24 protein-coding genes are annotated in these 23,803 nt (G+C 33.0%); 2 read left to right on the top strand and 22 right to left on the bottom strand.

Annotated features, from left to right (window positions below):
• Position 1: 1 nt before the first annotated feature.
• The 21 genes from hprK to VSF34_RS04005 form a co-directional block, all read right to left on the bottom strand.
• Positions 2 to 934, bottom strand: coding sequence for an HPr(Ser) kinase/phosphatase (hprK, locus tag VSF34_RS04105; protein WP_326717782.1), 933 nt, complete (start codon positions 932 to 934; stop codon positions 2 to 4).
• Between the two features lie 216 nt (positions 935 to 1,150).
• A complete protein-coding gene (locus tag VSF34_RS04100) occupies positions 1,151 to 1,603 on the bottom strand; it encodes a threonine/serine exporter family protein (RefSeq protein ID WP_326717781.1) in 453 nt (150 codons plus the stop codon).
• 11 nt (positions 1,604 to 1,614) lie between these two features.
• Positions 1,615 to 2,451, bottom strand: coding sequence for a threonine/serine exporter family protein (locus tag VSF34_RS04095; protein WP_326717780.1), 837 nt, complete (start codon positions 2,449 to 2,451; stop codon positions 1,615 to 1,617).
• A gap of 96 nt (positions 2,452 to 2,547) precedes the next feature.
• Entirely contained in the window at positions 2,548 to 3,933 is a 1,386-nt protein-coding gene (locus VSF34_RS04090) for a M24 family metallopeptidase (RefSeq protein ID WP_326717779.1), read from the bottom strand.
• Between the two features lie 83 nt (positions 3,934 to 4,016).
• The gene (locus VSF34_RS04085) at positions 4,017 to 4,370 is read right to left on the bottom strand and encodes a phage holin family protein (RefSeq protein ID WP_326718019.1); all 354 of its coding nucleotides are present in this window, start codon (positions 4,368 to 4,370) and stop codon (positions 4,017 to 4,019) included.
• Positions 4,370 to 4,693, bottom strand: coding sequence for a PspC domain-containing protein (locus VSF34_RS04080; protein ID WP_326717778.1), 324 nt, complete (start codon positions 4,691 to 4,693; stop codon positions 4,370 to 4,372). Before VSF34_RS04080 ends, VSF34_RS04085 begins: the two co-directional genes overlap by 1 nt.
• Before the next feature lie 12 nt (positions 4,694 to 4,705).
• Positions 4,706 to 6,223, bottom strand: a complete 1,518-nt coding sequence (gene liaX / locus VSF34_RS04075) for a daptomycin-sensing surface protein LiaX (protein WP_326717777.1) — start codon at positions 6,221 to 6,223, stop codon at positions 4,706 to 4,708.
• Positions 6,224 to 6,488: 265 nt separating this feature from the next.
• Complete coding sequence (locus VSF34_RS04070; RefSeq protein WP_326717776.1) at positions 6,489 to 7,862, bottom strand: murein hydrolase activator EnvC family protein; 1,374 nt, start codon at positions 7,860 to 7,862, stop codon at positions 6,489 to 6,491.
• A gap of 195 nt (positions 7,863 to 8,057) precedes the next feature.
• On the bottom strand, positions 8,058 to 8,717 hold the full coding sequence (gene phoU, locus VSF34_RS04065; RefSeq protein WP_326717775.1) for a phosphate signaling complex protein PhoU: 660 nt from the start codon (positions 8,715 to 8,717) through the stop codon (positions 8,058 to 8,060).
• 16 nt (positions 8,718 to 8,733) lie between these two features.
• The gene (gene pstB, locus VSF34_RS04060) at positions 8,734 to 9,486 is read right to left on the bottom strand and encodes a phosphate ABC transporter ATP-binding protein PstB (RefSeq protein ID WP_370659270.1); all 753 of its coding nucleotides are present in this window, start codon (positions 9,484 to 9,486) and stop codon (positions 8,734 to 8,736) included.
• Between the two features lie 11 nt (positions 9,487 to 9,497).
• The gene (gene pstB, locus VSF34_RS04055) at positions 9,498 to 10,307 is read right to left on the bottom strand and encodes a phosphate ABC transporter ATP-binding protein PstB (RefSeq protein WP_326717774.1); all 810 of its coding nucleotides are present in this window, start codon (positions 10,305 to 10,307) and stop codon (positions 9,498 to 9,500) included.
• A 13-nt stretch (positions 10,308 to 10,320) separates the two neighbouring features.
• Positions 10,321 to 11,205, bottom strand: coding sequence for a phosphate ABC transporter permease PstA (gene pstA, locus VSF34_RS04050; protein ID WP_326717773.1), 885 nt, complete (start codon positions 11,203 to 11,205; stop codon positions 10,321 to 10,323).
• The gene (pstC, locus tag VSF34_RS04045) at positions 11,205 to 12,125 is read right to left on the bottom strand and encodes a phosphate ABC transporter permease subunit PstC (RefSeq protein WP_326717772.1); all 921 of its coding nucleotides are present in this window, start codon (positions 12,123 to 12,125) and stop codon (positions 11,205 to 11,207) included. The genes pstA and pstC overlap by 1 nt, the downstream gene beginning before the upstream one ends.
• A gap of 27 nt (positions 12,126 to 12,152) precedes the next feature.
• Positions 12,153 to 13,013 (bottom strand): phosphate ABC transporter substrate-binding protein PstS family protein, encoded by an 861-nt coding sequence (locus VSF34_RS04040; RefSeq protein WP_326717771.1) that lies wholly within the window; start codon positions 13,011 to 13,013, stop codon positions 12,153 to 12,155.
• Positions 13,014 to 13,220: 207 nt separating this feature from the next.
• Entirely contained in the window at positions 13,221 to 14,108 is an 888-nt protein-coding gene (gene ftsX / locus VSF34_RS04035; protein WP_326717770.1) for a permease-like cell division protein FtsX, read from the bottom strand.
• Positions 14,101 to 14,787 (bottom strand): cell division ATP-binding protein FtsE, encoded by a 687-nt coding sequence (gene ftsE / locus VSF34_RS04030; RefSeq protein WP_326717769.1) that lies wholly within the window; start codon positions 14,785 to 14,787, stop codon positions 14,101 to 14,103. Before ftsE ends, ftsX begins: the two co-directional genes overlap by 8 nt.
• A 116-nt stretch (positions 14,788 to 14,903) precedes the next feature.
• Positions 14,904 to 16,011 (bottom strand): peptide chain release factor 2 gene (prfB, locus tag VSF34_RS04025; RefSeq protein ID WP_326717768.1). Its coding sequence is split into 2 segments (ribosomal slippage): positions 14,904 to 15,938 and positions 15,940 to 16,011, totalling 1,107 coding nucleotides; the frame shifts between segments, so codons are not numbered across the junction.
• A gap of 61 nt (positions 16,012 to 16,072) precedes the next feature.
• Positions 16,073 to 18,601: a preprotein translocase subunit SecA gene (gene secA, locus VSF34_RS04020; protein WP_326717767.1), complete on the bottom strand. Its 2,529-nt coding sequence runs from the start codon at positions 18,599 to 18,601 to the stop codon at positions 16,073 to 16,075.
• A gap of 198 nt (positions 18,602 to 18,799) precedes the next feature.
• Positions 18,800 to 19,348 carry a ribosome hibernation-promoting factor, HPF/YfiA family gene (gene hpf, locus VSF34_RS04015; protein WP_326717766.1) on the bottom strand — a complete coding sequence of 183 codons (549 nt, stop codon included), beginning with the start codon at positions 19,346 to 19,348 and terminating at the stop codon, positions 18,800 to 18,802.
• Positions 19,349 to 19,486: 138 nt separating this feature from the next.
• The gene (locus VSF34_RS04010; RefSeq protein ID WP_326717765.1) at positions 19,487 to 20,023 is read right to left on the bottom strand and encodes a ComF family protein; all 537 of its coding nucleotides are present in this window, start codon (positions 20,021 to 20,023) and stop codon (positions 19,487 to 19,489) included.
• A 152-nt stretch (positions 20,024 to 20,175) separates the two neighbouring features.
• Positions 20,176 to 21,486 (bottom strand): ATP-dependent helicase ComFA, encoded by a 1,311-nt coding sequence (locus VSF34_RS04005; protein WP_326717764.1) that lies wholly within the window; start codon positions 21,484 to 21,486, stop codon positions 20,176 to 20,178.
• Between the two features lie 96 nt (positions 21,487 to 21,582).
• Between VSF34_RS04005 and VSF34_RS04000 the strand changes: the two genes are divergently transcribed.
• On the top strand, positions 21,583 to 22,518 hold the full coding sequence (locus tag VSF34_RS04000) for an alpha/beta fold hydrolase (protein ID WP_326717763.1): 936 nt from the start codon (positions 21,583 to 21,585) through the stop codon (positions 22,516 to 22,518).
• A gap of 56 nt (positions 22,519 to 22,574) precedes the next feature.
• Here the strand turns inward: VSF34_RS04000 and VSF34_RS03995 are convergent, their stop codons facing one another.
• On the bottom strand, positions 22,575 to 23,126 hold the full coding sequence (locus tag VSF34_RS03995; protein WP_326717762.1) for a hypothetical protein: 552 nt from the start codon (positions 23,124 to 23,126) through the stop codon (positions 22,575 to 22,577).
• Positions 23,127 to 23,209: 83 nt separating this feature from the next.
• Between VSF34_RS03995 and VSF34_RS03990 the strand changes: the two genes are divergently transcribed.
• A complete protein-coding gene (locus VSF34_RS03990) occupies positions 23,210 to 23,803 on the top strand; it encodes a YigZ family protein (RefSeq protein ID WP_326718017.1) in 594 nt (197 codons plus the stop codon).

The following is a 23,803-nucleotide window of genomic DNA, read 5'->3' as shown; positions in this document are numbered from 1 at the left end:
ATTAATCACCTTCTTCTTCTGAATTTTGTTCGATTAATTTAGATAAATTATCTTCGAATTTTTTAGTGGCATCATACCCCATAGTTCGTGCCCTAAAATTCATAGCAGCTACTTCAATAATCGTAGCAACATTACGACCATTTGAAACTGGAATACTAATTTTGGGAACAGCAACATTAGCCAAATTAATTGATCCAGTTGCAGAACCTAACCTGTCAAACGTATTATCTGTACTCCAATCTTTTAAATTCACCACTAAATTAATTTGAGTATGATGCTTGACAGCACTAGCACCAAACAAGTTCATCACATCAATAATTCCAATACCTCGAATTTCCATCAAATGCTCTAAAATTTTAGGAGATTCTCCAATAACTGTTCGCTCATCTTGTCTATAGATATCAACTCTATCATCAGCAATTAACCGATGACCTTTTTTAATTAATTCTAACCCGGTCTCACTTTTTCCAATCCCACTCTTTCCTTGAATCAATACACCCAGTCCGTAAATCTCCACTAATACACCGTGGATAGAAATTCTCTCTGCAAGTTCACTTTCTAAAAAGTTTGAGATCATGCCTGAGAGGCGAGATGTTGAGATAGTTGATTTTATAATAGGGATCCCTTTTTCAATAGCCGCTTTAACTAATTCTTCCGGGGCATCAAAGCCTCTAGCTATAACAAATGCTGGTGTATCAACATCACATAATTTTCTAAAAATAATATCTTTTTCAGCATGAGACATTTGCTCAACAAAACTCATTTCTTTCATACCAAAAACTTGAATTCGGTTATGAGGATAATAATTAAAATACCCCGTTAATTCTAATTCCGGTCGTGATATCTCACTTGACGTTACTTTTCTACTTAAAAAATCTTCTCCAGAATAGACGTCTAATTGTAACCGGTTGACTATATCTGAAATTTGAACCATTCAATCACTTCCATTCCATCAAACTATTAACTGCTTTATTCTATCATTTAATGCCTCGATATTCTAGCCTACGCTTTCTAAACATTCACGTTTTTTTATAAGTCGTCTATTAAAACTTAACAAAACTAAAAAATCTATCTACTAGCTTATATAAGCTTTACCATTTTAGAGACAAAAAAGAGAATGACATTTAAATCATTCCCTAAGAGAATTATACTAAATATCCAAATTACTATTTTGAATTGTATCTTTTGCTAAATGAAAGCCTCTTGCAATCACTTCATTTAACATAAATCCAATAGCAATAGCACCACCTACTAATACAGCTTGAAAACCGTAGCTAACTGCAGCTTCATAATGCTTTTCTGATAAATTGTTAAAGGTTTTAAATAATAATTCACCAGGAACAATCGGCATAATACCAGCAATATTGAACATCATACTTGGTACCCTAGTTAACTTACTTAAAAATCGAGTAAAGAAAGTCAGTGCCATTAATGCAATAAAGGAGGCCAAAGCTTCAGAAAAATTCATTAATGCAAAAATATTATAAACAAACCAAGTTAACATACCTGATACACCACAATATACAATTAACCTTTGCTCTGTATTATATAACACACCGGTCCCTGAGCCTGCAATAAAACTAAAAAATAATTTGACTAACATCTCTTTTCCTCCTACAACATACTAGTAAAAATAATCGCTACAGGTAAACCAAGCATCAGAGCTGTGTTCATTGCATCCATAACTTGAATGATACCTGAAATGTAATTACCATCCATGATTGATTTTATTGAGTTAACAAAAGTCGTCCCTGGTAAGAGCGGCATAATACAACTAAATAAAATGGAATACGGCTCATCAATAACTTTTAGACGAGATAGTAATACTAACATTAAACATAAAAATGTTGAATAGGCTAGAATGGAAAAAATTTTAATATTAAAATACTTTTGGAGCACCAAGAAAACATAATAACTAACAAAACCTAAGACAAAAGTTAATAAAATCCTCGCCCAGTCCATCCCATTAATAATCACAAACATCCCAGCACATACTAATCCTGCACTCAATATTTGAGTTCTAACTTTAAAAGGGTATGATTTTTCATTGATCGTATGTAGACCTTTAAAAAAATCATCTGTATTTACTTTATTAGCTAAAAAATCCTCTAACAACTGATCAACTTTTACTATCTTCTCAAAATTATAAGATGCATTTTTTACTGGAATCATTTTAATTGAGTTATCATGACGGTTAATAATAATAAAGCTAGTTTCTGCATTATATGTAGATATTTCATTACTTTCTAAATGCAAATGATTAACTATTTTTTTTATACTATTTTGAATCATATCATTTGTTGCGTTACTTTCTTGTAAAATTTTGCCATATAATAAACAAATTTTCATCACATAATTAAAATCAACTGATTTGGGTTCATTAGCAGCTATTGGTAGAGGCGGCACTGATGGTGCGGGTGATACTGCTGATGCTTTTTTTATGTCCGACATAGATAATCCTCCTATTATAAAACAGATATCTACTTCCATTATATAAAATAAACACCCTGTTATGTTACTAATAATAGGATGTTTAAACGACTTTTTTTAGTAGTTAATCTTTAATGCTTTTTCTTTATTTAAAAAGAAAGGACGATAAAATGCTACAGTATCTGTCATAGGTAAAACGTCTTCACTTAATTTGATTCCTAATTCTTCTCTCATGTATCTTCTTCTTTCCATGAAGACTTGATACAATTCTGGATATTTTTCTTTTATTTCTGCTCTTAGTTCTTCATCCGCCAGTGCAATCCCACTTTCACAACTAGTTCCAGCATAACCAGCCTTTGATGGAATGATATCTGTTTGAAACATCATGCCACTTTCTAGAATAGTACGAGATTCTGGATACACTGGTGAGGATAACCATTCTTCATCAGAAAATAAATGTCCTGGATTTAATGACCAGTTGTATACTTCTTTAGGGAATACTTCTTCTATCTTCTCATATAATTCAGCGCCCACCATTCCCACTTTAATAGTTTCTAACCATGTACAAATTGCTTTGTAATAAGGTTTAGCAAGAACCTCTAAATAATCCTGTTGCTCTACTGGTAAATCTTCTTTTTCAAAAGCAGCATAACCAGCTCTTGAAGATAATCCACCTTTATATCCAACGGTTAAGCTCATAGCATCTCCTAAGGCAACTTCTTTTCTAGTTGGATAGATATTACCTAGCTCAAAACGTTCTCCCGTTGCAGCTATTGTAACAACACTCCTTGGTTGTCCATAATCTTGCATCACATGTGCTAGTTCCATTTCAGAAATACCTACTTTAATAATATCTAAGGCACTCATAATACCTTGACTAGCTAATTGTGACCAGAATTCATAATGAGCAATTTCATTAGCATTGTTAGTCACACGTGCTCCGAATCTACTTCCAATTAACAACTCAGTTTGATTGCTAAGATTCTTAGAACCTACTACTTCTTTCAAAGCATCAATCAAAAACGATGACACGTCAAAATACGTATTATTTTGGCCTACTTTACTAGTAAACAGTTTCCAACCAACAACACCAACCTTTAGCCCTTCCTTTAACCCAGCATTCTCAAAATATAACGAAATTTGACCATCATTTTCCATTGGTTGATTTGGTAAAGATAATTGTGGCATGTGAATCCCTTTTGCTGGAATTCTAGACTTACTAGCTTTATTAATATTTTCATTTCCTAAGAGTAAAAATGCCTCTTGATTACGATGCAACACAAGCATTCCTTCTTCAAAACGTGTTACAAAACCAGTTAAATACTCAAAACTTGAACCATGCTCTAAATCCCCATAAATAACAAGAGCATCTAAATTTTGTTCTTCCATATTCTCAATCACTTTTGCAACACGCTCTTTTATAGTCTCATCCGTCAACATTACAGGAGCTAACTCTCTCTTAATTGTTAATGGTTTTAATTTATCATAAATTACTTTGGACATACTCAAACTCCTTCATCATTTTAGTCTATATATTTATCCTAGCATAAAACAAAAAAAAAGCCATTGAAACGATGGCTTTTTCATCAATATTTACTTGCATGATAGTTTGACACAATAGAATTTACAAATGAAAGGACTAATGAGATAAAGATAGCCGACCAAAAACTTGAGAAGGCAAACTCTGTCTTACCAACAATATTAGAAGTCATTATCAACATAAAACCATTAATAACAAAGCTGAATAAGCCAAAAGTTAAAATAGTAATAGGTAAAGATAAAATATGTAATATTGGTCTAATAAAAAGATTTAGTATTGATAATACAAAGCTTGCAATCACTGCAATCATAAAATTACCTACATAAAACATGGAAGGAAAAATAACTGATAGTGATATAAAAGCCAATGTATTAACAACTAAACGTTGAAAATACGTCATTAAAAGTCGCTCCATTCATCATCATCAATTTTTTCTGCTTCTTTTCGTGGTTTTTTAAGATCATTATTTTGACCATAGAATTTTTTCTTTTCTTTTTTATAAGAAGAATGACTTCTATATCCCTTTGTTGAATTTGACTTAGCTGATGGAATAATTAGAGCTAAGACAATATATAAAATCACCGGAGATCCTAGTGTGAAAAATGATAATAAGACGTAGATGATTCTTACTAAAGTTGGATCAATTCTAAAATACTCAGCAATCCCTGCTAGTGTCCCTGTTAAAACAATATTTGTACTAGATTTTGTTAATCGTCTACCCATGTTGTTCACTCCTTACTCATTATCTTTTAGATAAATACTTCCTGTTTTTGTATTTAAAGATAATGTTACTATTTCTTCTTGATTTCTTCTAAATTCTTGATACTGATTTAATTTATCGGTTTTTTCTCTTAATACCTCAATATTAGCTAGTCTATTTTTGATGCTTCCAAAATTTGTCTGGCAAACACCATCTATTCCATAAGCAGATGGTACTGAGACTTTTAAGTCACCGTTGATCGTCGTTGCATTTACTTTACTGATGTCATTGAAAGTCGTTAATTTGATGTCACCATTCACTAAAGAGGCTTGAATGGATTCGATCATAGATTTAGTAATGATATTACCATTGACTGTTTGACCGATGAAGTCAACTAATTTACAATCAATTAAATCCATATTACCGTTAACACCTTGTATCTCTAACATAGTACCAATAACATCTTTCACAGTCACTTCACCGTTTGTCGTTTTTAAAAACATATCTCCAACTAACAACTCTTTTATTTCAACATCACCATTTAACATTTTCACTGAAACAAAATCATAAGTATGTTTAGGTAAATAAATCGTAAACTCACAACTTAAGCGTTTGTTTGGTACTTGTAGTGATAAAGTATCATTATCAAGTGAAATTTCACTTCGCTCAATAAAAGCTTCTAAAGGTGTTGCATGATTTAATTTACCATAAAATTTAATGTTTGCTTCAATTTTAATATCATTTTGATTCCAAGACTTAATATCAACTTTTCCGTTAGCAACTTTAATGTCAATAATGCTGATATTAATATTTGGATAAAAGAATTCATGTTTAAATTGGTGACTAGCTACTCCTGGTACTTTAATATTCACATCTTTCCAATCAACATTATCATTAACTGTAGTTGTTACGACATCAATTGTTTTTTTAATAAATTTAGAAAACTGATTACCTGCTTCTCCCATCTTGTCAGTCATTTGATTAATCGCATCTCCTGCTTGTTCTTTCCAATCTTCTGGGATGTCAAATTTACTAGTAAACTCATTTTGTTCAGCATCACGTTTTTCTTTTTTCAAATGCTTTAACTCATCAGATAATTGTTCTCTTTCTTCATCTAGTAAAAGCTCTGTTTGTTCCAAATAAGCCAATTCTTTTTCTAATTGATCTCTTTCAGCTCTCTTAGTTTCAGTCAATGTATCCAAATCTTCCATTGTATTTAAAACTGTGATTTGTTCCTTAGTATCACGAATATCTTGACGAATATCTTGTAAATTTAATGATAAATTGTCATATTCAACTGATTTTTTACTTTCCTCTGCTACAATTTGTTCTAATATTTCTTCTAATATAGAATCATCAACAGCAGTTGAATCAAATGAATCATCCTCTACTTGATCTTTTTCTAGTTCTTTATGATATTTAATTTGAGTTTCTTCCAAATTAATCAGTTTTTCATCTTTTTCAGTTGCAATATTTTCCAAGAGGATCAGTGCTTCCTCAGTAGATAATACACCTTTTTTAACTAAATCTAAAATTCTTTCTCTTTCTTGCATATTAAAAACCTCCTGTAGTTTTCTTTCTCTAACTTATATATACATTATGCCCTAATAACTTTCCATTGTCATAGGTCCCAAGTTGGATTTATTTATCTATTTCAAGACTTACTCATACCTAAGTATTTTTATATCAGACATGTTAAAACTCTTAATTTTTAACAAATTCAGATTATTCAAAAATCAACTGTCCAATTGAATATACCTATTAATTCAAATAAAAAAACAACCAAGGAAACCCTTAGTTGTTTTTAGTATTATTAGCTTAGAAACTTAGCATTGATGTTGGATCAATAAATCCACCCCAAAGACTTGAACTGATACCAAAATGTAAATGGTTACCAGTAGAGTTACCTGTTGTTCCAACAGCACCAATCACTTGACCTGCTGAAACTTGAGCACCTGCTCCAATACCTGGTGCATTCATATGCATATAGTATGTATATAAGCCGTTGCTATGTTGAATAATCACATGATTACCAGCACTTGGATGATAGCTTGATTCCACAACTGTACCAGCCATTGATGCCATAATTGGTGTACCAGCTGACGTAGCTAAGTCAATACCATCATGGAATCCACCAGAATAACCTGTAGGATCTGTTCTTGATCCAAAACCACTTGTGATTGTATAACCACCTGATAAAGGATTAATAAATCCACTGTCATTTGCTACAATAGTTGTTGAGCCACCGTTATCATTTGACTCATCAGAAGCAACACTCTCTTCTTCAACAACTGTGACTTCTGATTTAGAATTGTCACTTGAACCTACCTCGCTTGATGGTTTAGAAATAGATACTGGACCTTCAGCACTTAATTGTTTTTCCTCAGCTGCTTTTTGTTGACGTTCTTTTTGCACCTTTAATTCTTTTTGAGCTGCTGCTTCTTGAGCGGCAATCTCTTTCATACGTTTTTCATTTGCTCTAGCAATTTTTTCAGCTGCTGCTTTTTCTTCAGCTGCTTTTTTTACTGCTTTTTCTTTAACGTATTTATCTTTATTATTTTTTTCTTGATCTAGACTAGCTAAAATTTGAGAAGCTAATTGAACTTGCTCTGCTTGAACAACCTCTAACTCTTCTTGTTTTTGTTGTAAAGTAGCTGCTTTTTCAGAAATTTCTTTGACTTTGTTCTCAATATCTTGTTTCTTTTCAGCTAAAGCTTTTTTATCACTTTTTTGTGTTTCCATAATATCCTTGTTAGCAGATACTAGTTTTTTATAAGCTAGAGTACGTCCAATAGCATCAGAAACAGATTCTGAATCAAGTAGCACATTAACAAGATCTTGTTGATCATTGTTGACCTGAGCTGAACGTGCTTGTTCTTCTATTTGAGTATTTCTTTTTTCAATATTTTTTTCTAATTCTTTAATTTCTACAGACAGTTGATTGACTTCTTTTTCTAACTTTGTCTTTTCAACTAATACTTGATTAATCTCAGTATTTAAGTTAGAAATATCTGAATCAATTTGCGCTAATGTTTTATCTGTACTTGCTTTTTGACTTGATAAATCATTGATTTTCTTTTCAGAATTTTCAATTTTGCTATCTAAGTTATCAGCATTAATAACGCTTGGACAAGCTAAACCAATTAGTGCTGTTGCTGCTACTGTTAACATCAATTTATTTTTTAATTTCATTTTATCTCTAACTCCATTCTTCATAATAATCTACAATAAGTACTATACCATAAAATAACTAATAAAAAGGTTACAACTACATTACAAATTGTATCAAAGCCAGATATATTTTCAAGATGCGTCATGATTAGTATTTAAAGACAGACTTTTTAGATGGTTGCATAAAAAAAGCTGACCAAAAGGCCAACTCTTTTATTAATCAACTAATTCAGAGATCTTCCCTGTAATAAGATACACGATCCATTCACAAATATTAGTGACATAATCCCCGATTCGCTCTAAAAATCCAGCTACTTGTAAATAATCAGCTCCAACGACTACCATTTCTGGATTTTCTTTCATAGCACGAATGGAATCTCTGTAAATTGATTTTGAATATTCATTTATTTTACGGTCACTTCTTGCAATTTCAATAGCACGCTCGCTATCTGTATTGATATAAGCTTCCAATACTTCACTAACCATACCTTGCACGGCATTGGCCATTTCTGAAATTTCTTCTTCAATAGATAAAACACGCTTATTACCTTTTAAACGGATAGTTGCCTTAGCAATAGATACAGCATGATCTCCCATTCGCTCTAAATCAGAACTAGCTTTCATAACCGTAACGATACGTCTTAAATCAGTTGTAACAGGTTGTTGAAGGGCAATCATCTCAAAACTCTTTTTCTCAAGCCCTTGTTCTTGTTGATTGATAATACCATCTGATTCAATCACTTCTTTAGCTAATGATTTATCATGATCAATAAATGCTCTAACAGATTTTTGAATAGCTGTGTTCACATCATTTCCCATCTTTTCAAACTTGTCATGTAATTGTTGTAAGTCTTCTTCAAATTGAGTTCTTAACATTTTCGTCCTCCTACTATTATCCAAATTTACCAGTGATATAATCTTCTGTTTCTTTCTCACTTGGATTTAAAAATATTTTTTTCGTTTTATTATATTCAATCAAGTCTCCATTTAAAAAGAATGCTGTTTTGTCAGAAATTCTAGAGGCTTGTTGCATATTATGAGTCACCATGATCATGGTGTATTGATCTTTTAATTCTAGTAACATGTTTTCAATCTTACCACTAGATACAGGGTCAAGAGCACTTGTTGGTTCATCTAATAAAATAACATCAGGATTAACTGCCAATACACGGGCAATACAAACTCTTTGTTGCTGACCACCTGATAAAGAAAGGGCACTCTTATTTAATTTATCTTTCACATCATCCCATACAGCAGCAGCTCTCAAGCTCTCCTCAACGACACGATCAAGTTCTGCTTTTGATGGTTTACCATCTAAACGTAATCCATATACTACATTATCATAAATAGAAAATGGGAAGGGATTAGGCTGCTGGAAGACCATTCCAATTTGCTTTCTTAAAGAAACGATATCCGTTTTAGGACTATAGATATCTTGATTGTTATAAGTCACTTTACCAGTAATGGTCACAGATGGAATCAAGTCATTCATACGGTTTAGCGTTCTTAAAAATGTTGATTTACCACAGCCAGATGGTCCAATAAGAGCTGTAATACCCCCTTTATCAAAATCCATAGTAATACCTTTTAAAGCTTCATGTTCTCCGTAATATAAATGTAAATCGTTTGATTCTATAATAGACATGCTAATTCTCCTTATCCAAAATGACCTGATACATAATCTTCTGTCGCTTGTATCTTAGGACGCGTAAATATTTTTTTCGTTTTGTCATATTCCATTACTTGTCCCATATAGAAGAAAGCTGTGTAATCACTAATGCGAGATGCTTGTTGCATGTTGTGTGTTACGATGATAATCGTATAGTCTTCTTTTAAATTAACTAAAGTCTCTTCTACCTTACTTGTAGATATAGGATCAAGAGCACTTGCTGGCTCATCTAATAGTAAAATATCTGGTTTCATAGCAATCGCTCTAGCGATACAAAGGCGTTGTTGTTGTCCCCCAGATAACGCAAGGGCACTCTTATTTAAGTTATCTTTTACTTGGTCCCACAAGGCTGCTTGCTTTAAGCTTGTTTCAACAATCTCATCTAATTCATTTTTATCTTTTAAACCATGTCGCTTTAGAGCAAATGTAATATTATCATAGATTGATTTACTAAAGGGATTTGGTCGTTGGAAAACCATTCCAATATGTTTTCTCATCTCAAATACATCAACTTCTGTTGAATTAATGTCAATACCTTTATAGATAATTTCACCAGAAATACTTGTGCCAGAGATTTCATCATTCATTCGATTTAATGATCTTAAATAAGTTGACTTACCACATCCAGAAGGACCAATAAGTGACGTGATTTTATTTTTTTTAAATTCTAATGAAACGCCTTTAATAGCTTCATTTTGACCATAAAAAACTCGTAAATCTTTCGTTGCTAAAGCAATGTCTGGATTCATTGGGTCAAAACGTATAATATGTGTGTCATCAAGATTATATTTTTTCATTTAGATCTCCAATCTAAGCTGATGTGATTTTTTTATGTAGTTTCTTACCTAAGAACCTAGCTAAGAAGTTAAACAGTAAAACAGCAATGATTAAAACAGCCGATGCTCCAGCTGATACTTGAGCGGCATCTGGCATATTACCTTCACTATTAATTTTCCAAATGTGAACAGCTAGTGTTTCTGCTTGTCTAAAGATATTCAAAGGACTTGTAATACTTAAAGGATTCCAGTTAGTAAAATCAAGAGCTGGAGCAGATTGTCCTGCTGTATAAATTAAAGCAGCTGCCTCACCAAAAATTCTCCCAGATCCTAAAATGACACCTGTCAAAATACCAGGTAGTGCTTCTGGAATAACCACACGTGTTACTGTCTCCCATCTAGATAAGCCAAGAGCAAGACCTGCTTCACGTTGTGTATAATGAACTGCTTTTAATGACTCTTCCACATTACGTGTTAACAGCGGTAAATTAAAAAACGTTAACGCAAGGGCTCCTGAAATAATTGAAAAGCCAAACCCTGCTTGAATAACAAATACTAAAAATCCAAACAAACCAACTACTACAGATGGTAGTGAACTTAATACTTCTATCGAGGTACGAACAATATCAGTAAAGCGATTTTTCTTTGCATATTCAGACAAATAAATACCTGCTCCTAATGAGATAGGAATACTAATTAGCATTGTAATAATCAGTAAGTAAAACGAGTTAAATAATTGAATCCCAATCCCACCACCTGCTTGGAAGCTTTTTGATGGTTTCGTCAAAAAATTCCAACTAATATGAGGTAAGCCACGACCTAAAATATATAAAATCAAACTCGCTAGGATTAATGTAATAATAATTGCAATCCCGTATAAAACACCTGTTGCAATTTTATCAACTTTTTTTGCATTCATTATTTCATTTCTCCTTTTCTACCAATCAATCGAATAACAATATTAAAGAATAGTGACATTAATAATAATAATAATGCTAAAGACCATAACACGTTATTTTCTAAACTACCCATTGCTGTATTACCAATCCCCATTGTTAAAACACTTGTTAGGGTTGATGCTGGTGTGATCAAATTATGTGGCATAAGCGCAGCATTACCAATAACCATCTGAATAGCTAAGGCTTCACCAAAAGCACGAGCCATACCAAAAACAACGGCAGTTAAGATACCAGGAATTGCGGCGCGTAAGACAACTTTATAAATCGTTTGCCAACGAGTAGCTCCCAGAGCAAGTGATGCTTCACGGTAATGTCTTGGAACTGATTTTAGTGCATCTACTGTCATTGAGGTAACAGTTGGTAAGATCATAACAAATAAAACAAATGTCCCAGCTAAAATACCAAATCCTGATCCTCCAAAAACATTTCTAACAGCAGGAACGACAACTGACAAACCAATAAAACCATAAACAACCGATGGTATCCCTACTAATAATTCAATAACTGGTTGTAAAATTTTAGTTCCTAATTTTGGTGAAATCTCTGTCATAAAAACAGCAGCTCCAATTGCAAATGGTGTCGCAATCAACGCTGATAAAAGAGTAACAACAAATGAACCTGTTATCATCGGTAAAGCACCAACTAAAGGTCTACCTGCATCATTTGTCGAACCTGGGTTCCAGTCTCTCCCAAATAAAAATTCAGATAACCTGACTTTATCAGTAAAAAATGTTGCTAAACCTTTACTTGCAACAAAATAAAAAATAGCAATGACAATTATGACAATTACTAAAATAGCCAAAAAACTAATTGTTTTCCCAAACTGTTCTAATTTTGCTTTTTTCGATTTTTTAAGTAACTTACTCTGAATATCTTCCAAAATAGATCCTCCTACAATATATCCTATTTATTTAGAAACAAACGTTACATGACCTTCAATATCTCTTGTTACTTTCATTTGATTAACAGATATATATCCTAATTGCGGCACTATATCCTTTTGAACTTCTGATGTTAACATAAACTCTAGAAATTCTTTTGTTAGGCCTTCTGGCTCTCCTTTTGTATACATATGCTCATATGACCAGATAACCCAGTCATTAGTTTTTACATTATCCTCAGTTGGTTTAACGTTATCAATAGTTAACGTTTTAACCTCATCTGTTACATATGAAAAAGCAATATAACTAATAGCACCAGGTGTAGTACTGACAATTTGTCTTACCATTCCAGTTGACTCTTGCTCTTGTGAGCGTTTTGCTTCTTCTCCGTTTAAGACCCACTGCTCAAAAGTATGTCTACTCCCACTTCCAGCAGCTCTATTGATGATAACAACAGGTACATCACTTCCACCAATTTCTTTCCAATTTGTAATCTCACCAGTAAAAACTTTTTTCAAGTCTGACATTGATATATTATCAATCCCAATATCTTTATTTACAATCGGTGTCAAACCAACTACTGCTACTTGATGATCCACTAAAGCTGCACTATCAATTCCAGGTTTTTCTTCTGCATATAAATCAGAGTTACCAATTTCAACAGCGCCTGATTGTACCTGGCTAAGACCGGTACCACTTCCTCCACCTTGAACATTAATAAATTTTCCTAAATGGATACTACTATACTGCTCTCCTGCAGCTTCTACTAAAGGTTGCATTGCTGATGAACCTACAGCATTGATTGATTCACCATTATCAATACCACTACATCCTGATAATATCACCACAAAACCAATAGCCCCAATCATCTTTGATATTCTCTTCATCAAAGTACCTCCCAAATATTTACAAATATCTTTTTCTAAATATAATATGTTGAATCTTACTACCTAAACATATAGTTTCAGAAAAGAAAATGCAAGACTTTTTACAATTAATTTACAATCTATTGTCCTATAAATTACGCCATTTAAGACCTAAAAAAAAGGAGAGGACTAATCCCCTACCTTTTTTATGACAATTATTAAACTTGATTAAACTTTCAAGAAGCGTCGCATTGACATCACTGAACCTAATGATCCGATAACCATACCTAAAACTAATAGTAAAATGTTTAATTTTAAAACCAAAGTTCCTGGTGAGATTAAATCATAAGCAGCATTACTGATCATACTTTTTGTAAATAAGTAATAAACTTGAGAGTATCCAAATGAAACTAAAAGCATCGGAATAATGGCACCTAATATTCCAATGAAGGCTCCCTCTAAGAAGAAAGGCCCTCTAATATAGCCATTTTTAGCTCCAACTAAACGCATAATAGTTATTTCTTGTTTTCTTGAAATAATCGTAATACGGATGGTGTTTGAGATTAGGAAAATAGCAACTGCTAGTAAAAAGACCGCTACAATCGTTCCCCATAATCTAACATTTCTTGAAATACTAAATAAAATATCTGAATTGGCACCACCATAATCAGCCTTATGAACATTTGGTAACTTAGCTGCAGCTTTTTGAATAGAAGGAATATCCTCAGAATCTTTAGCTGTTAGAACATAGACATCATGTAAAGGATTATCATCCCCATTAAATAACTTCCATGTATCTCCTAATTTATCTGTTAGTTTTTTATATTCATTTTGTTTACTAGAAAATGTGATTGTTTCTACATCAGGTACTTTTTTTAGCTCTTCACCTAATTTTTTAATATCTTTTTCTGGTGTACCAATATCAACAAATACTGATACATCCACATTATTATTAATATCATCAGCAATCTTAGTTACATTTAAAATGATTCCTAAGAAAATCCCTACCAACGTTAATGTCACAGTTACCGCACTGACTGATGCCAGTGTCATCCAACCATTTCTTTTTAAATTCTTAATGGCACTACCTAAATGTCTAAAAAAATTACTAATCATCGTAACCATAATCCCCCTCATCTTGGTCTCTAATAATACGACCGTTTTCAATTGCTATTACTCGGTGGCGAATGGAATTTACAATGTTACTATTATGTGTTGCCATCACTACTGTCGTTCCTTGAGTATTAATTCTATCTAGAAGCTCCATAATTTCCATTGAATTTTCTGGGTCTAGATTTCCTGTTGGCTCATCAGCAATTAAAACTTTTGGTGTATTCACAATTGCTCTAGCAATTGCCACACGCTGTTGCTCCCCACCTGATAATTCACTTGGGAAAACACGAACTTTATGTTTTAAACCAACTAGGTCTAAGACTTCTAAAACTCTTTTTTTAATTTCTCTTGATTTTTTACCAATAACTTGCATCGCATATGCAACGTTCTCATACACTGTTTTTTGTGGTAATAATTTATAATCTTGGAAAACGACTCCTATTTCACGGCGTAAATAAGGTACATTACGATTTTTTATTGAAATAAGATCATAACCACACACAGTCAATTGACCTTTTGTTGCGTTTTCTTCACGATACATCAACTTAATAAATGTCGATTTACCAGACCCACTTGGCCCAACTACATAGACAAACTCCCCTTGATTAATATTAACAGAGAGGTTTCTTATCGCCGTTGTCCCATTGGAGTATTTTTTTGTTACCTTTTTCATTTCTATCATATATATCGCTCCAACATGTTTTATTTTCATTAGTCTATTCTAACCATGTATCAGTATAACACGACTTCTTTAGCTTTTGATTACAATTATATGTCAATTCAACTTAAAAATGTATCTTAAGATTCTAATAAATTCCATCTTAAGTAAGCATCAATAAAATTATCAATATCTCCGTCCATGACCGATTGAGTATTTCCAACTTCATAATTAGTTCTATGATCTTTTACCATAGAGTAGGGATGGAACACATATGATCTAATCTGAGAGCCCCAACCAATCTCTAATTGCTCACCCTTAATAGCAGCTGCTTCCTCAGCTTTTTTATCAATTTCTAGCTGATACAGTTTTGATTTCAGCATACTCATCGCTTGATCCCTATTTTTAAGTTGTGACCTTTGTGCTTGACTAGCTACAACTATTCCTGTTGGTAAATGAGTAATCCGAACAGCAGAATCTGTTTTATTGATATGTTGCCCTCCAGCACCACTAGCTCTATACGTATCTACCTTCAATTCATCAGGACGAATATCTATCTCAATATCAGTCGAAAGTTCTGGCATGATATCAACTGAACAAAATGATGTATGCCTGCGACTATTAGAATCAAAAGGAGAAATTCTCACTAAACGGTGAACACCTTTTTCTGATTTCAAATAACCATAAGCATTGTAGCCTTTAATTAAAAGCGTAACACTTTTAATCCCTGCCTCATCACCCGCTTGATAATCCAAAGTTTCAATGCTGAACCCTTTGTCATCAGCCCATCTTGTATACATACGAAGTAACATACTGCCCCAATCTTGAGACTCAGTGCCACCTGCTCCAGGATGTAATTCTAGTATGGCATTATTATGATCATAAGACTCGCTAAGCAATTGAGATAACTCATAACTATTAACAACTTCCTCCAGCAGAATTAGTTGCGTTTTTAATTCATCAAAAAGCTCTAAATCATTTTCCTCACTAGACATTTCTAATAATAGCTCTAGTTCTTCTAAAGATTCTTCCATTTTCTTAAATGTTTCATATTTACCTTTTAATTGATTGGATTCATCAATCACAACTTGTGCTGAAGTGTTATCATCCCAAAATCCAGGAGAAGACATTTGAAAATCACACTCTGCAATCTTTTCTTCTAAAGCCTCTAAGTCAAAGAGACCCCCTAAAATTATCTATTTTGACACTAATCTCATCTAACTTATTTCTTGCATCACTAAACTCCATTTAGATCAGTCCTTTCAAAAAGTAAAACGACTCAGAGTTAACTAAGTCGCCTACAACACATTTACATCGGTTTCCCGTGACAATTTTTGTATTTTTTACCACTACCACAAGGACAAGAGTCATTTCTTCCCACTTTATCATCAACTTTAACAGGACGCTGTTTCTCATTTGATGAAACAACTCCTTGGTCTTGGGTTGGTTTTAAAGCTTCTCCTTGAGCAACTTGTTCACGTTGTACATTTTGTCTAATTTCAGACTTCATGAAGACACGTGTTACTTCATACTCAATTGAACCAATCATATCATTATACATCTCATAACCTTCTGTTTGATAATCAACTAATGGGTTATTTTGACCGTAAGCACGTAAGCCAATCGACTCACGTAATTGATCCATTGCATCAATATGATCTGTCCATTTTGTATCCACTACTTTTAAAATAACTACTTTCTGGAACTCTAATAATTGCTCCTCACTACTTAAAATTTCAGCTTTCTCATCGTAAATATGACGGGCTTTATCGTAAATAAAGGTTTTCATCTCTTCTGGTTTTTTACCTTTAAAATCTTCTACAGAAATGTCATCTTCATGAGTAATAGTTGAGCTAACAAAATCAACTAAACCAACTAAGTTCCAGTCTTTTTCCTCACCTTGAGTATGGCCATCTACGTAACGGCTAATGGTTCTTTCTACCATACCAAGTAATGGTTGTGTTAAATCTTTATCTGAAGTAATGGTTTCACGACGCTGACGATAAATAACTTCACGCTGCTCACGCATAACATCATCGTATTGTAAAACCGTTTTACGAGTATCGTAGTTATTACCTTCAACACGTTTTTGAGCTGACTCAACTTGTTTTGATAACATCTTACTTTGAATAACTGCGTCTCCATCTTCAAGCTTCATTCTATCTAGGAGTAATTTAATACGCTCAGAACCAAAACGACGCATTAACTCATCTTCCAGGGATAGATAAAATTGTGACATACCAGGATCTCCCTGACGACCAGCACGACCACGTAACTGATTATCAATACGACGAGATTCGTGACGTTCTGTACCGATAACTGCAAGACCACCTAATTCACGCACGCCCATACCTAAACGAATATCTGTACCACGACCAGCCATGTTTGTGGCAATAGTAACAGATCCTTGTTGACCAGCGTTCATAATAATTTCTGCTTCTTTAAAATGATTTTTTGCATTTAAAATTTGGTGAGGCACGTTAGCCTCCTTTAATAATTCTGATAATAATTCTGACGTTTCAACAGCAACGGTACCTACTAAAACAGGCTGCCCTATTTCGTGACGCGTTTTAATATCTTCAACAACAGCTCTAAATTTAGAGTCTAGTGTTGGGTATAATAAATCTGGTTTATCATCACGTAAGATAGGCTTGTTCGTTGGAATTTGAATAACTTGCATGTTATAGATTTCTCTAAATTCCTCTTCCTCAGTTTTAGCTGTACCAGTCATACCTGATAATTTTTTATACATACGGAAGTAGTTCTGGAATGTAATATTGGCCATTGTTTTAGTTTCATCTTCAATTTCAACGCCTTCTTTAGCTTCAATTGCTTGATGAAGTCCATCTGAGTAACGACGACCATCCATGATACGACCAGTAAACTGATCCACAATCATGACTTTACCATCTTGAACCACATAATCAATATCACGAATCATAATAAAGTTTGCTCTTAGTGATTGATCCACGTAGTGAGTCAGTGAAGCATTTTCAATGTCATATAAATTCTCTAAATCAAAATGCTTTTCAGCTTTTGAGATACCTTTTTCACTTAAACTAATCGTTTTTGAAGGCACATCAATTTTGTAATCTTCTTCTTCTTTTAATGTTTTAATAAATGAATCAACACGTACATAATATGCCGTTGATTTCTCAGCTTGGCCTGAAATAATAAGTGGCGTCCTAGCCTCATCCACTAAAATTGAATCCACCTCATCCACTACAGCAAAGTTTAGTGGTCGTTGCACCATTTGGTCTTTATAAACCACCATATTATCTCTTAAGTAGTCAAAACCTAACTCATTATTAGTTGAGTAAGTAATGTCACAAGCATAGGCTAAACGTTTTTCATCAGCGGATTTAGCATTAGTATTTAAACCAACAGTTAATCCTAAAAAGTTATATAACTCACCCATTTCGCTAGCATCACGAGTTGATAAATACTCATTTACTGTTACAACGTGTACTCCCTCACCTGAGATTGCATTTAAATAAACAGGCATTGTCGCCGTTAAAGTTTTACCCTCACCTGTTTTCATTTCAGGAATTCCACCTTCATGTAGGACGATACCACCCATTAACTGTACTTTATAAGGGAATAGTCCTAAAACACGTTTTGCAGATTCACGAACGACTGCAAAAGCTTCAAATAATAAATCATCTAAACTTTCACCTTTTTGATAGCGAGTTTTAAACTCCTCAGTTTTAGCCTGTAGCTCTTCATCTGTAATATCTGTGTATTGTGGCGCTAGAGCATCAATTTTATCTGCCATTTGCCCCAAACGTCTTAAATCTTTTTTATCATTTTCAATTAATTGTTTTAAAAAATTAGCCATGAATTTTATCCTACCCTCTCATCCTTACACATTATGAAAAATTTATTTTATCATTTATAAGGTCATCCCACACATTTTATCATTTCTTTCAAAAAAATAAAACTCTTTGTTACAAAAAAGACCTTCTTTCCTATTTTTTTTTGAGATTTATCCATAAAAAAGACACTTTATCAATATGACAAAGTGCCCTTTTTCTTTTTAGTTAGTTTCAATTAATCCATATTTGCCATCTTTACGTTTGTAAACAATGCTTGTACCATTTGTTTCTGCATCTTCAAAGATGAAGAAATTATGTCCTAGCATATTCATTTGTAATACAGCTTCTTCGCTGTCCATAGGTTTTAACGATAATCGTTTTGTACGAACGATTTCTAAATCAGGTTCATTATTTGTCTCAACCTCTTCATTTGCTTCAAAGATAACTACTGTATCTAAAGCTGTTTCTCTTGATTTACGGTTGATTTTTGTTTTATATTTTCTGATTTGTCTTTCTAGTTTATCAACAACTAAGTCAATACTTCCATACAAATCTGGAGAAGTCTCTTCTGCTCTTAGAACTAAGTATGGTAGTGGGATAGTTACTTCCACTTTTGCCGTTTTATCAGAATATACTTTTAAATTTACATGTGCTGTTGATTCTGGCACATTTGTAAAATATTTTTCAAGTTTTCCAATTTTTTTCTCTACATAATCTCTAATTGCCTGAGTAACCTCAATGTTTTCTCCTCTAACATTATATCTAAACATACTAATTACCCCTTTCATCTATCATTAAAACTAAAGGTATGAACTTAAGGACCACTCTTTTGTTCATTCTTTATACATTTATTATAACTAATTTATGATAAAATAACAAATAGTTTGATGTAAAGCGCTTTAATTATTCTATCTAGCTAATGTTAAAGTGATAACTTCTTTAGCACCGGCTGTAAGTAATACTTGTCTAGCTTGGTAAATAGTGCTTCCAGTAGTGTATATATCATCAACTAGAACTAGTTTCTTCCCTTTAATATCAGGGTATTTTCCTTTTTTCACTTGAAAAGCATGATAACTGATTAACCTTTCTTGACGACTAGACTTTGACTGTGACTTCGTGTGTTTCTTCTTCATTAATAGGTCAGTATATGAAATTTCTGACGCCTTTAATATCTCTTCCACTTGGTTAAAACCTCTTATTTTTAACCTTTTTTTAGATAACGGAATAGGTACGACTAAATCATACGAACAAGAACTAAAAAATTGTGATATTTCTTGATTGAATACCTCACTTAACTTTATGTTACCTTCAAATTTAAAGACTTTCATATAGTGTTTCATACTGTCGTTGTAATCAAATAAAGCATGGTGGTAATTAGCAGTCTGATATAGCTTTTTCCAGTAGTCACAATCCCCGCAATATTCTTCTATTTTTTTGAGGCACATTTGACACCGACTAACATCTTTTAAATCAATTTTTGAAAAACCAGAAAAACACTTTAGACAACAACTATCTATAGTTAGTTGGCTTCCAAACATTAAATTCTTCAAGGTTATCCTATTTTCAAAAGAAGTTTGACATAGAAGACACTTCATTTTCAACTCTCCTTGTTTCTTTTTTTTATTTCACTGACAGCTTGTCTAATTGCCTTTGTTTTACCTTCATGAAAAAAAATAACCTGACCACTAGGATGGTACCTATCTCTTCCCACTCTGCCTGCTATTTGAATCAAACTTGCTTTGTTATAGACTCTATGATCAGCGCAAATAACAAAAACAGATATATTAGAAAAAGTCACACCGCGCTCTAATATGGTTGTTGTTAATAATATATCCCACTCCCCTTTACGCATTTTTTTAATAATATCCTCCCTATCTTTTTTACTAGCGTAGACATAATTAATATTTTTGTTAGGAAACTTTTTTTGAAGTAGCAAAAAACTTGTTGTCATCAACTCTATGTTAGGAAAAAAAATCAATATCTTTTGACTTGTCTGCTGGCATGCTAAAACTAAATAACGTGGAAGACGGCCTTTTCTCAAATGCTTCGCTAACCCTTTAATATATTTCAACTTAGGAACAGGTAAGTCAAAACCATGAAAACGTCTTGAAACTAAACTAATTCTTCCCTTAGATGTTGTTACTTCTTCTTCTAAGGATGGTGTAGATGTTGCCGTCATATAGACTAACATCCCCTCTTTTCTTAGTGATTGCCTCATACCAAACTGTAAATACTTGTCATTTCTAAATGGAAAGGCATCCACTTCATCAATAATCAGTACATCAAAGAAGTGATAGAAGCGTAAAAGTTGATGTGTGGTACAAATAATAAAACAAGCTCCTGTAAAACCTACCTTACTTTCACCATATAATAAGTCAATATCCTCATCAGGAAAAACCTTTTTAAGTCTTGGATAAAGTTCTAAGCACACATCTACTCGTGGTGCTGAAATTCCGATTCTACCACCATCACTTAATACTTGTTTAATTAATTCAAATAACATCTCAGTCTTCCCAGCACCAGTCACCGCATGAATTAAATGTGTTTTTTTTCTCGCATAAGCTTTGAGTAAATCTTGAGATACTTTGTTTTGCTTTGTTGTAAGAACACCTTCAAAGCAAAAAGTGACATCACGCTCAAGGTTCTCACCTACAGGCAGGCTAATAAGTAGTTCCGTAGAATCTACTCGCTTTAACTGAATACACTGAGGGCAGAAATATTGATTATTAGTTAATGAACAATTCTTTTTTGTTCCTTTATAACCACACCTCTGGCACTCTATATAATGTTTTGTGATTATCATGGCCTTTCTCGTTTCAATAAAAGCTAAATTAATCGTTTTTTCATAAGCTCTTTTAGGTATTTCTTTTTTTAATAATTGTCTTCCTTGTAGTAATTTCTCATCCATCTAATCCCCCAATATAAACATACGCATTATATTAGTTGAATACTTTTAAATAGACTATAATGAACATAAGAGACTATATTGGAAGAGGTAAAAACTATGACATATGAATTTAATATTCTATCTACAGATGGACAAACACCTTTAAGAGGTATTATTTGGAAAACTAATTCTAAAGAGAAACCAAAAGCAATTTTACAAATCGTACATGGTATGGCTGAACACATAGAAAGATATAATCCAACTGCTAACATTTTAAACGAAAATCACATTATGGTTATTGGTCACGATCATCTAGGACACGGTCAGTCTCTACACTCATCACACCCTATTCAAGGTTATTTTGGAAAAGGACACCATACTCCAGGACTATTAATTGAAGATACTTATCAAATAACAAAGTATATACAAGAACACTATCCAGGAATACCGATCTTTATTATGGGACACAGCATGGGCTCTTTCGTTCTTAGAAATTATCTAAAGAAATACTCTCATCATGTAGCAGGTAGTATTTTAATGGGAACTTCTGCTAGACGTGAAGAAGCATCTATTGTTCATACGATTACCAAAGGATTGAATAAATTAAGTCCTAAAATTACCAATCCTGCTATCGATAAATTATTATTTGGATCGTTCAACCAAAGAATTAAAAATCCTAAATCAAATTTTTCTTGGCTATCTAAAAATCAAGAGAATGTAGTGCGATATGAAGAAGATACTAATTGCGGCTTTATCTTCACTAATAATGGTTTTTTTACTCTAATCAGTTTAATGGACCGTGCCACTCAAAAAAATTGGTATCAAACTATTAGACGTGATTTACCTGTACTTATTATCAGCGGTGAAAAAGATCCTGTCGGTAGTTACGGTAAAGGCCCTAGAAAAACAGCTTTAGAATTAACTGATCATGGATTTTCTGATATCACACTCCAACTATATTACGATTTAAGGCACGAAATTTTAAATGAAGTAGAATATAAAGAAATCGTATTAGATATTTATGATTGGATGACACATCATCTTAATAAATAAAGAAAAACCTCTGTAAGAAAAGTCAAACCAACTTTCTTACAAAGGTTTTTTAGCACTTATTTTTTTTTAAAGGTTCCTAAAATGTCATCCAGACCTTGTATTATCTCCTTAGAGGGATTTTGCTCGCTTGTCCAAGCTCCGAGATTAATAAAATAATCCTCTCCTTCAATCAAATAGACTCGGTAAGTCAACACTCGATCTTTTTCATCTAACATATCCATACCTAAGTAATAAGCATCCATGCCATTTAATTTTTTTAATTCGGGATCATTAGTCACTGTAACATCATTTTCTTTCAGACGCTCCATATACTTATCTTTATAACTCGATAAACTTAGCTTTTCTTTTTCTTCAAACCCAGCACTCATAAAAGAGGCCTGATCTTTATTGCCCACTAAAAAAGCAATGCTATGATCGCTATTTGGAAATTTACGCCAACCATCAAGCATGTTAAACTGGTATTGTTGATGATCATATTCTAATGTATAAACAATTGTATTATTCACACCTTGCGTTGTCTCTGTTGTTGTCTCTACATTTTTTTGACCACAACTTGTTAAAAATAAGGCACTCATTCCAAGTAATACTATCATTAATTTTTTTTTCATTACAATCCCCTTTTACTATTATAAATTTGGAGGTTTTATCCTTGTCACAATACTATACCATAAAAGAGAATAGCCAATATGAAATGATTATAAAAAAATCAACTTTCATTTGCCATTTATATCGCATCGAATCAGAAGAAGAGGCTAAAGATATTATTCAGCAAATAAAAAAAGAACACTGGAAAGCTAGTCACAACTGCTCAGCTTACGTTTTAGGAAGTAATCAGTCTATTCAACGTTCTAGCGATGACGGTGAACCTAGTGGCACAGCAGGTGTACCTATGTTAGACATTTTAAAAGTTAGAGATTTAAAAAATGTACTAGCTGTTGTGACACGCTACTTTGGAGGAACTAAGCTGGGTGCTGGTGGTCTTATTCGTGCTTATAGCGGTGTGGTCGCTGATGCTATTAATCACGTTGGTCTTGTTGAGGGGCGTTTGCAATCGGCCATACATGTTATTTGTGATTACGCAGCCCATGGAAAAATTGACTATTTTTTAGAAAATCAGACACAATATACATTAAAAGAAACCATTTATACTCATGAAGTAGAACTCATTATTATGGTCGATGAAAAAGATGTTTCTGATTTTAAAAAAGATATCACTAACTTACTAAGCGGACAAGTTAAAATCAAAACAGGTGAAAAAGAATATGTTGAAATACCCGTCTCATAA

The sequence above is a fragment of the Vagococcus jeotgali genome, assembly GCF_035918315.1.
Classification (GTDB): domain Bacteria; phylum Bacillota; class Bacilli; order Lactobacillales; family Vagococcaceae; genus Vagococcus; species Vagococcus jeotgali.
Note: the sequence above shows the minus strand (reverse complement) of the source record. Positions and strands in the feature narration are given on the sequence as shown.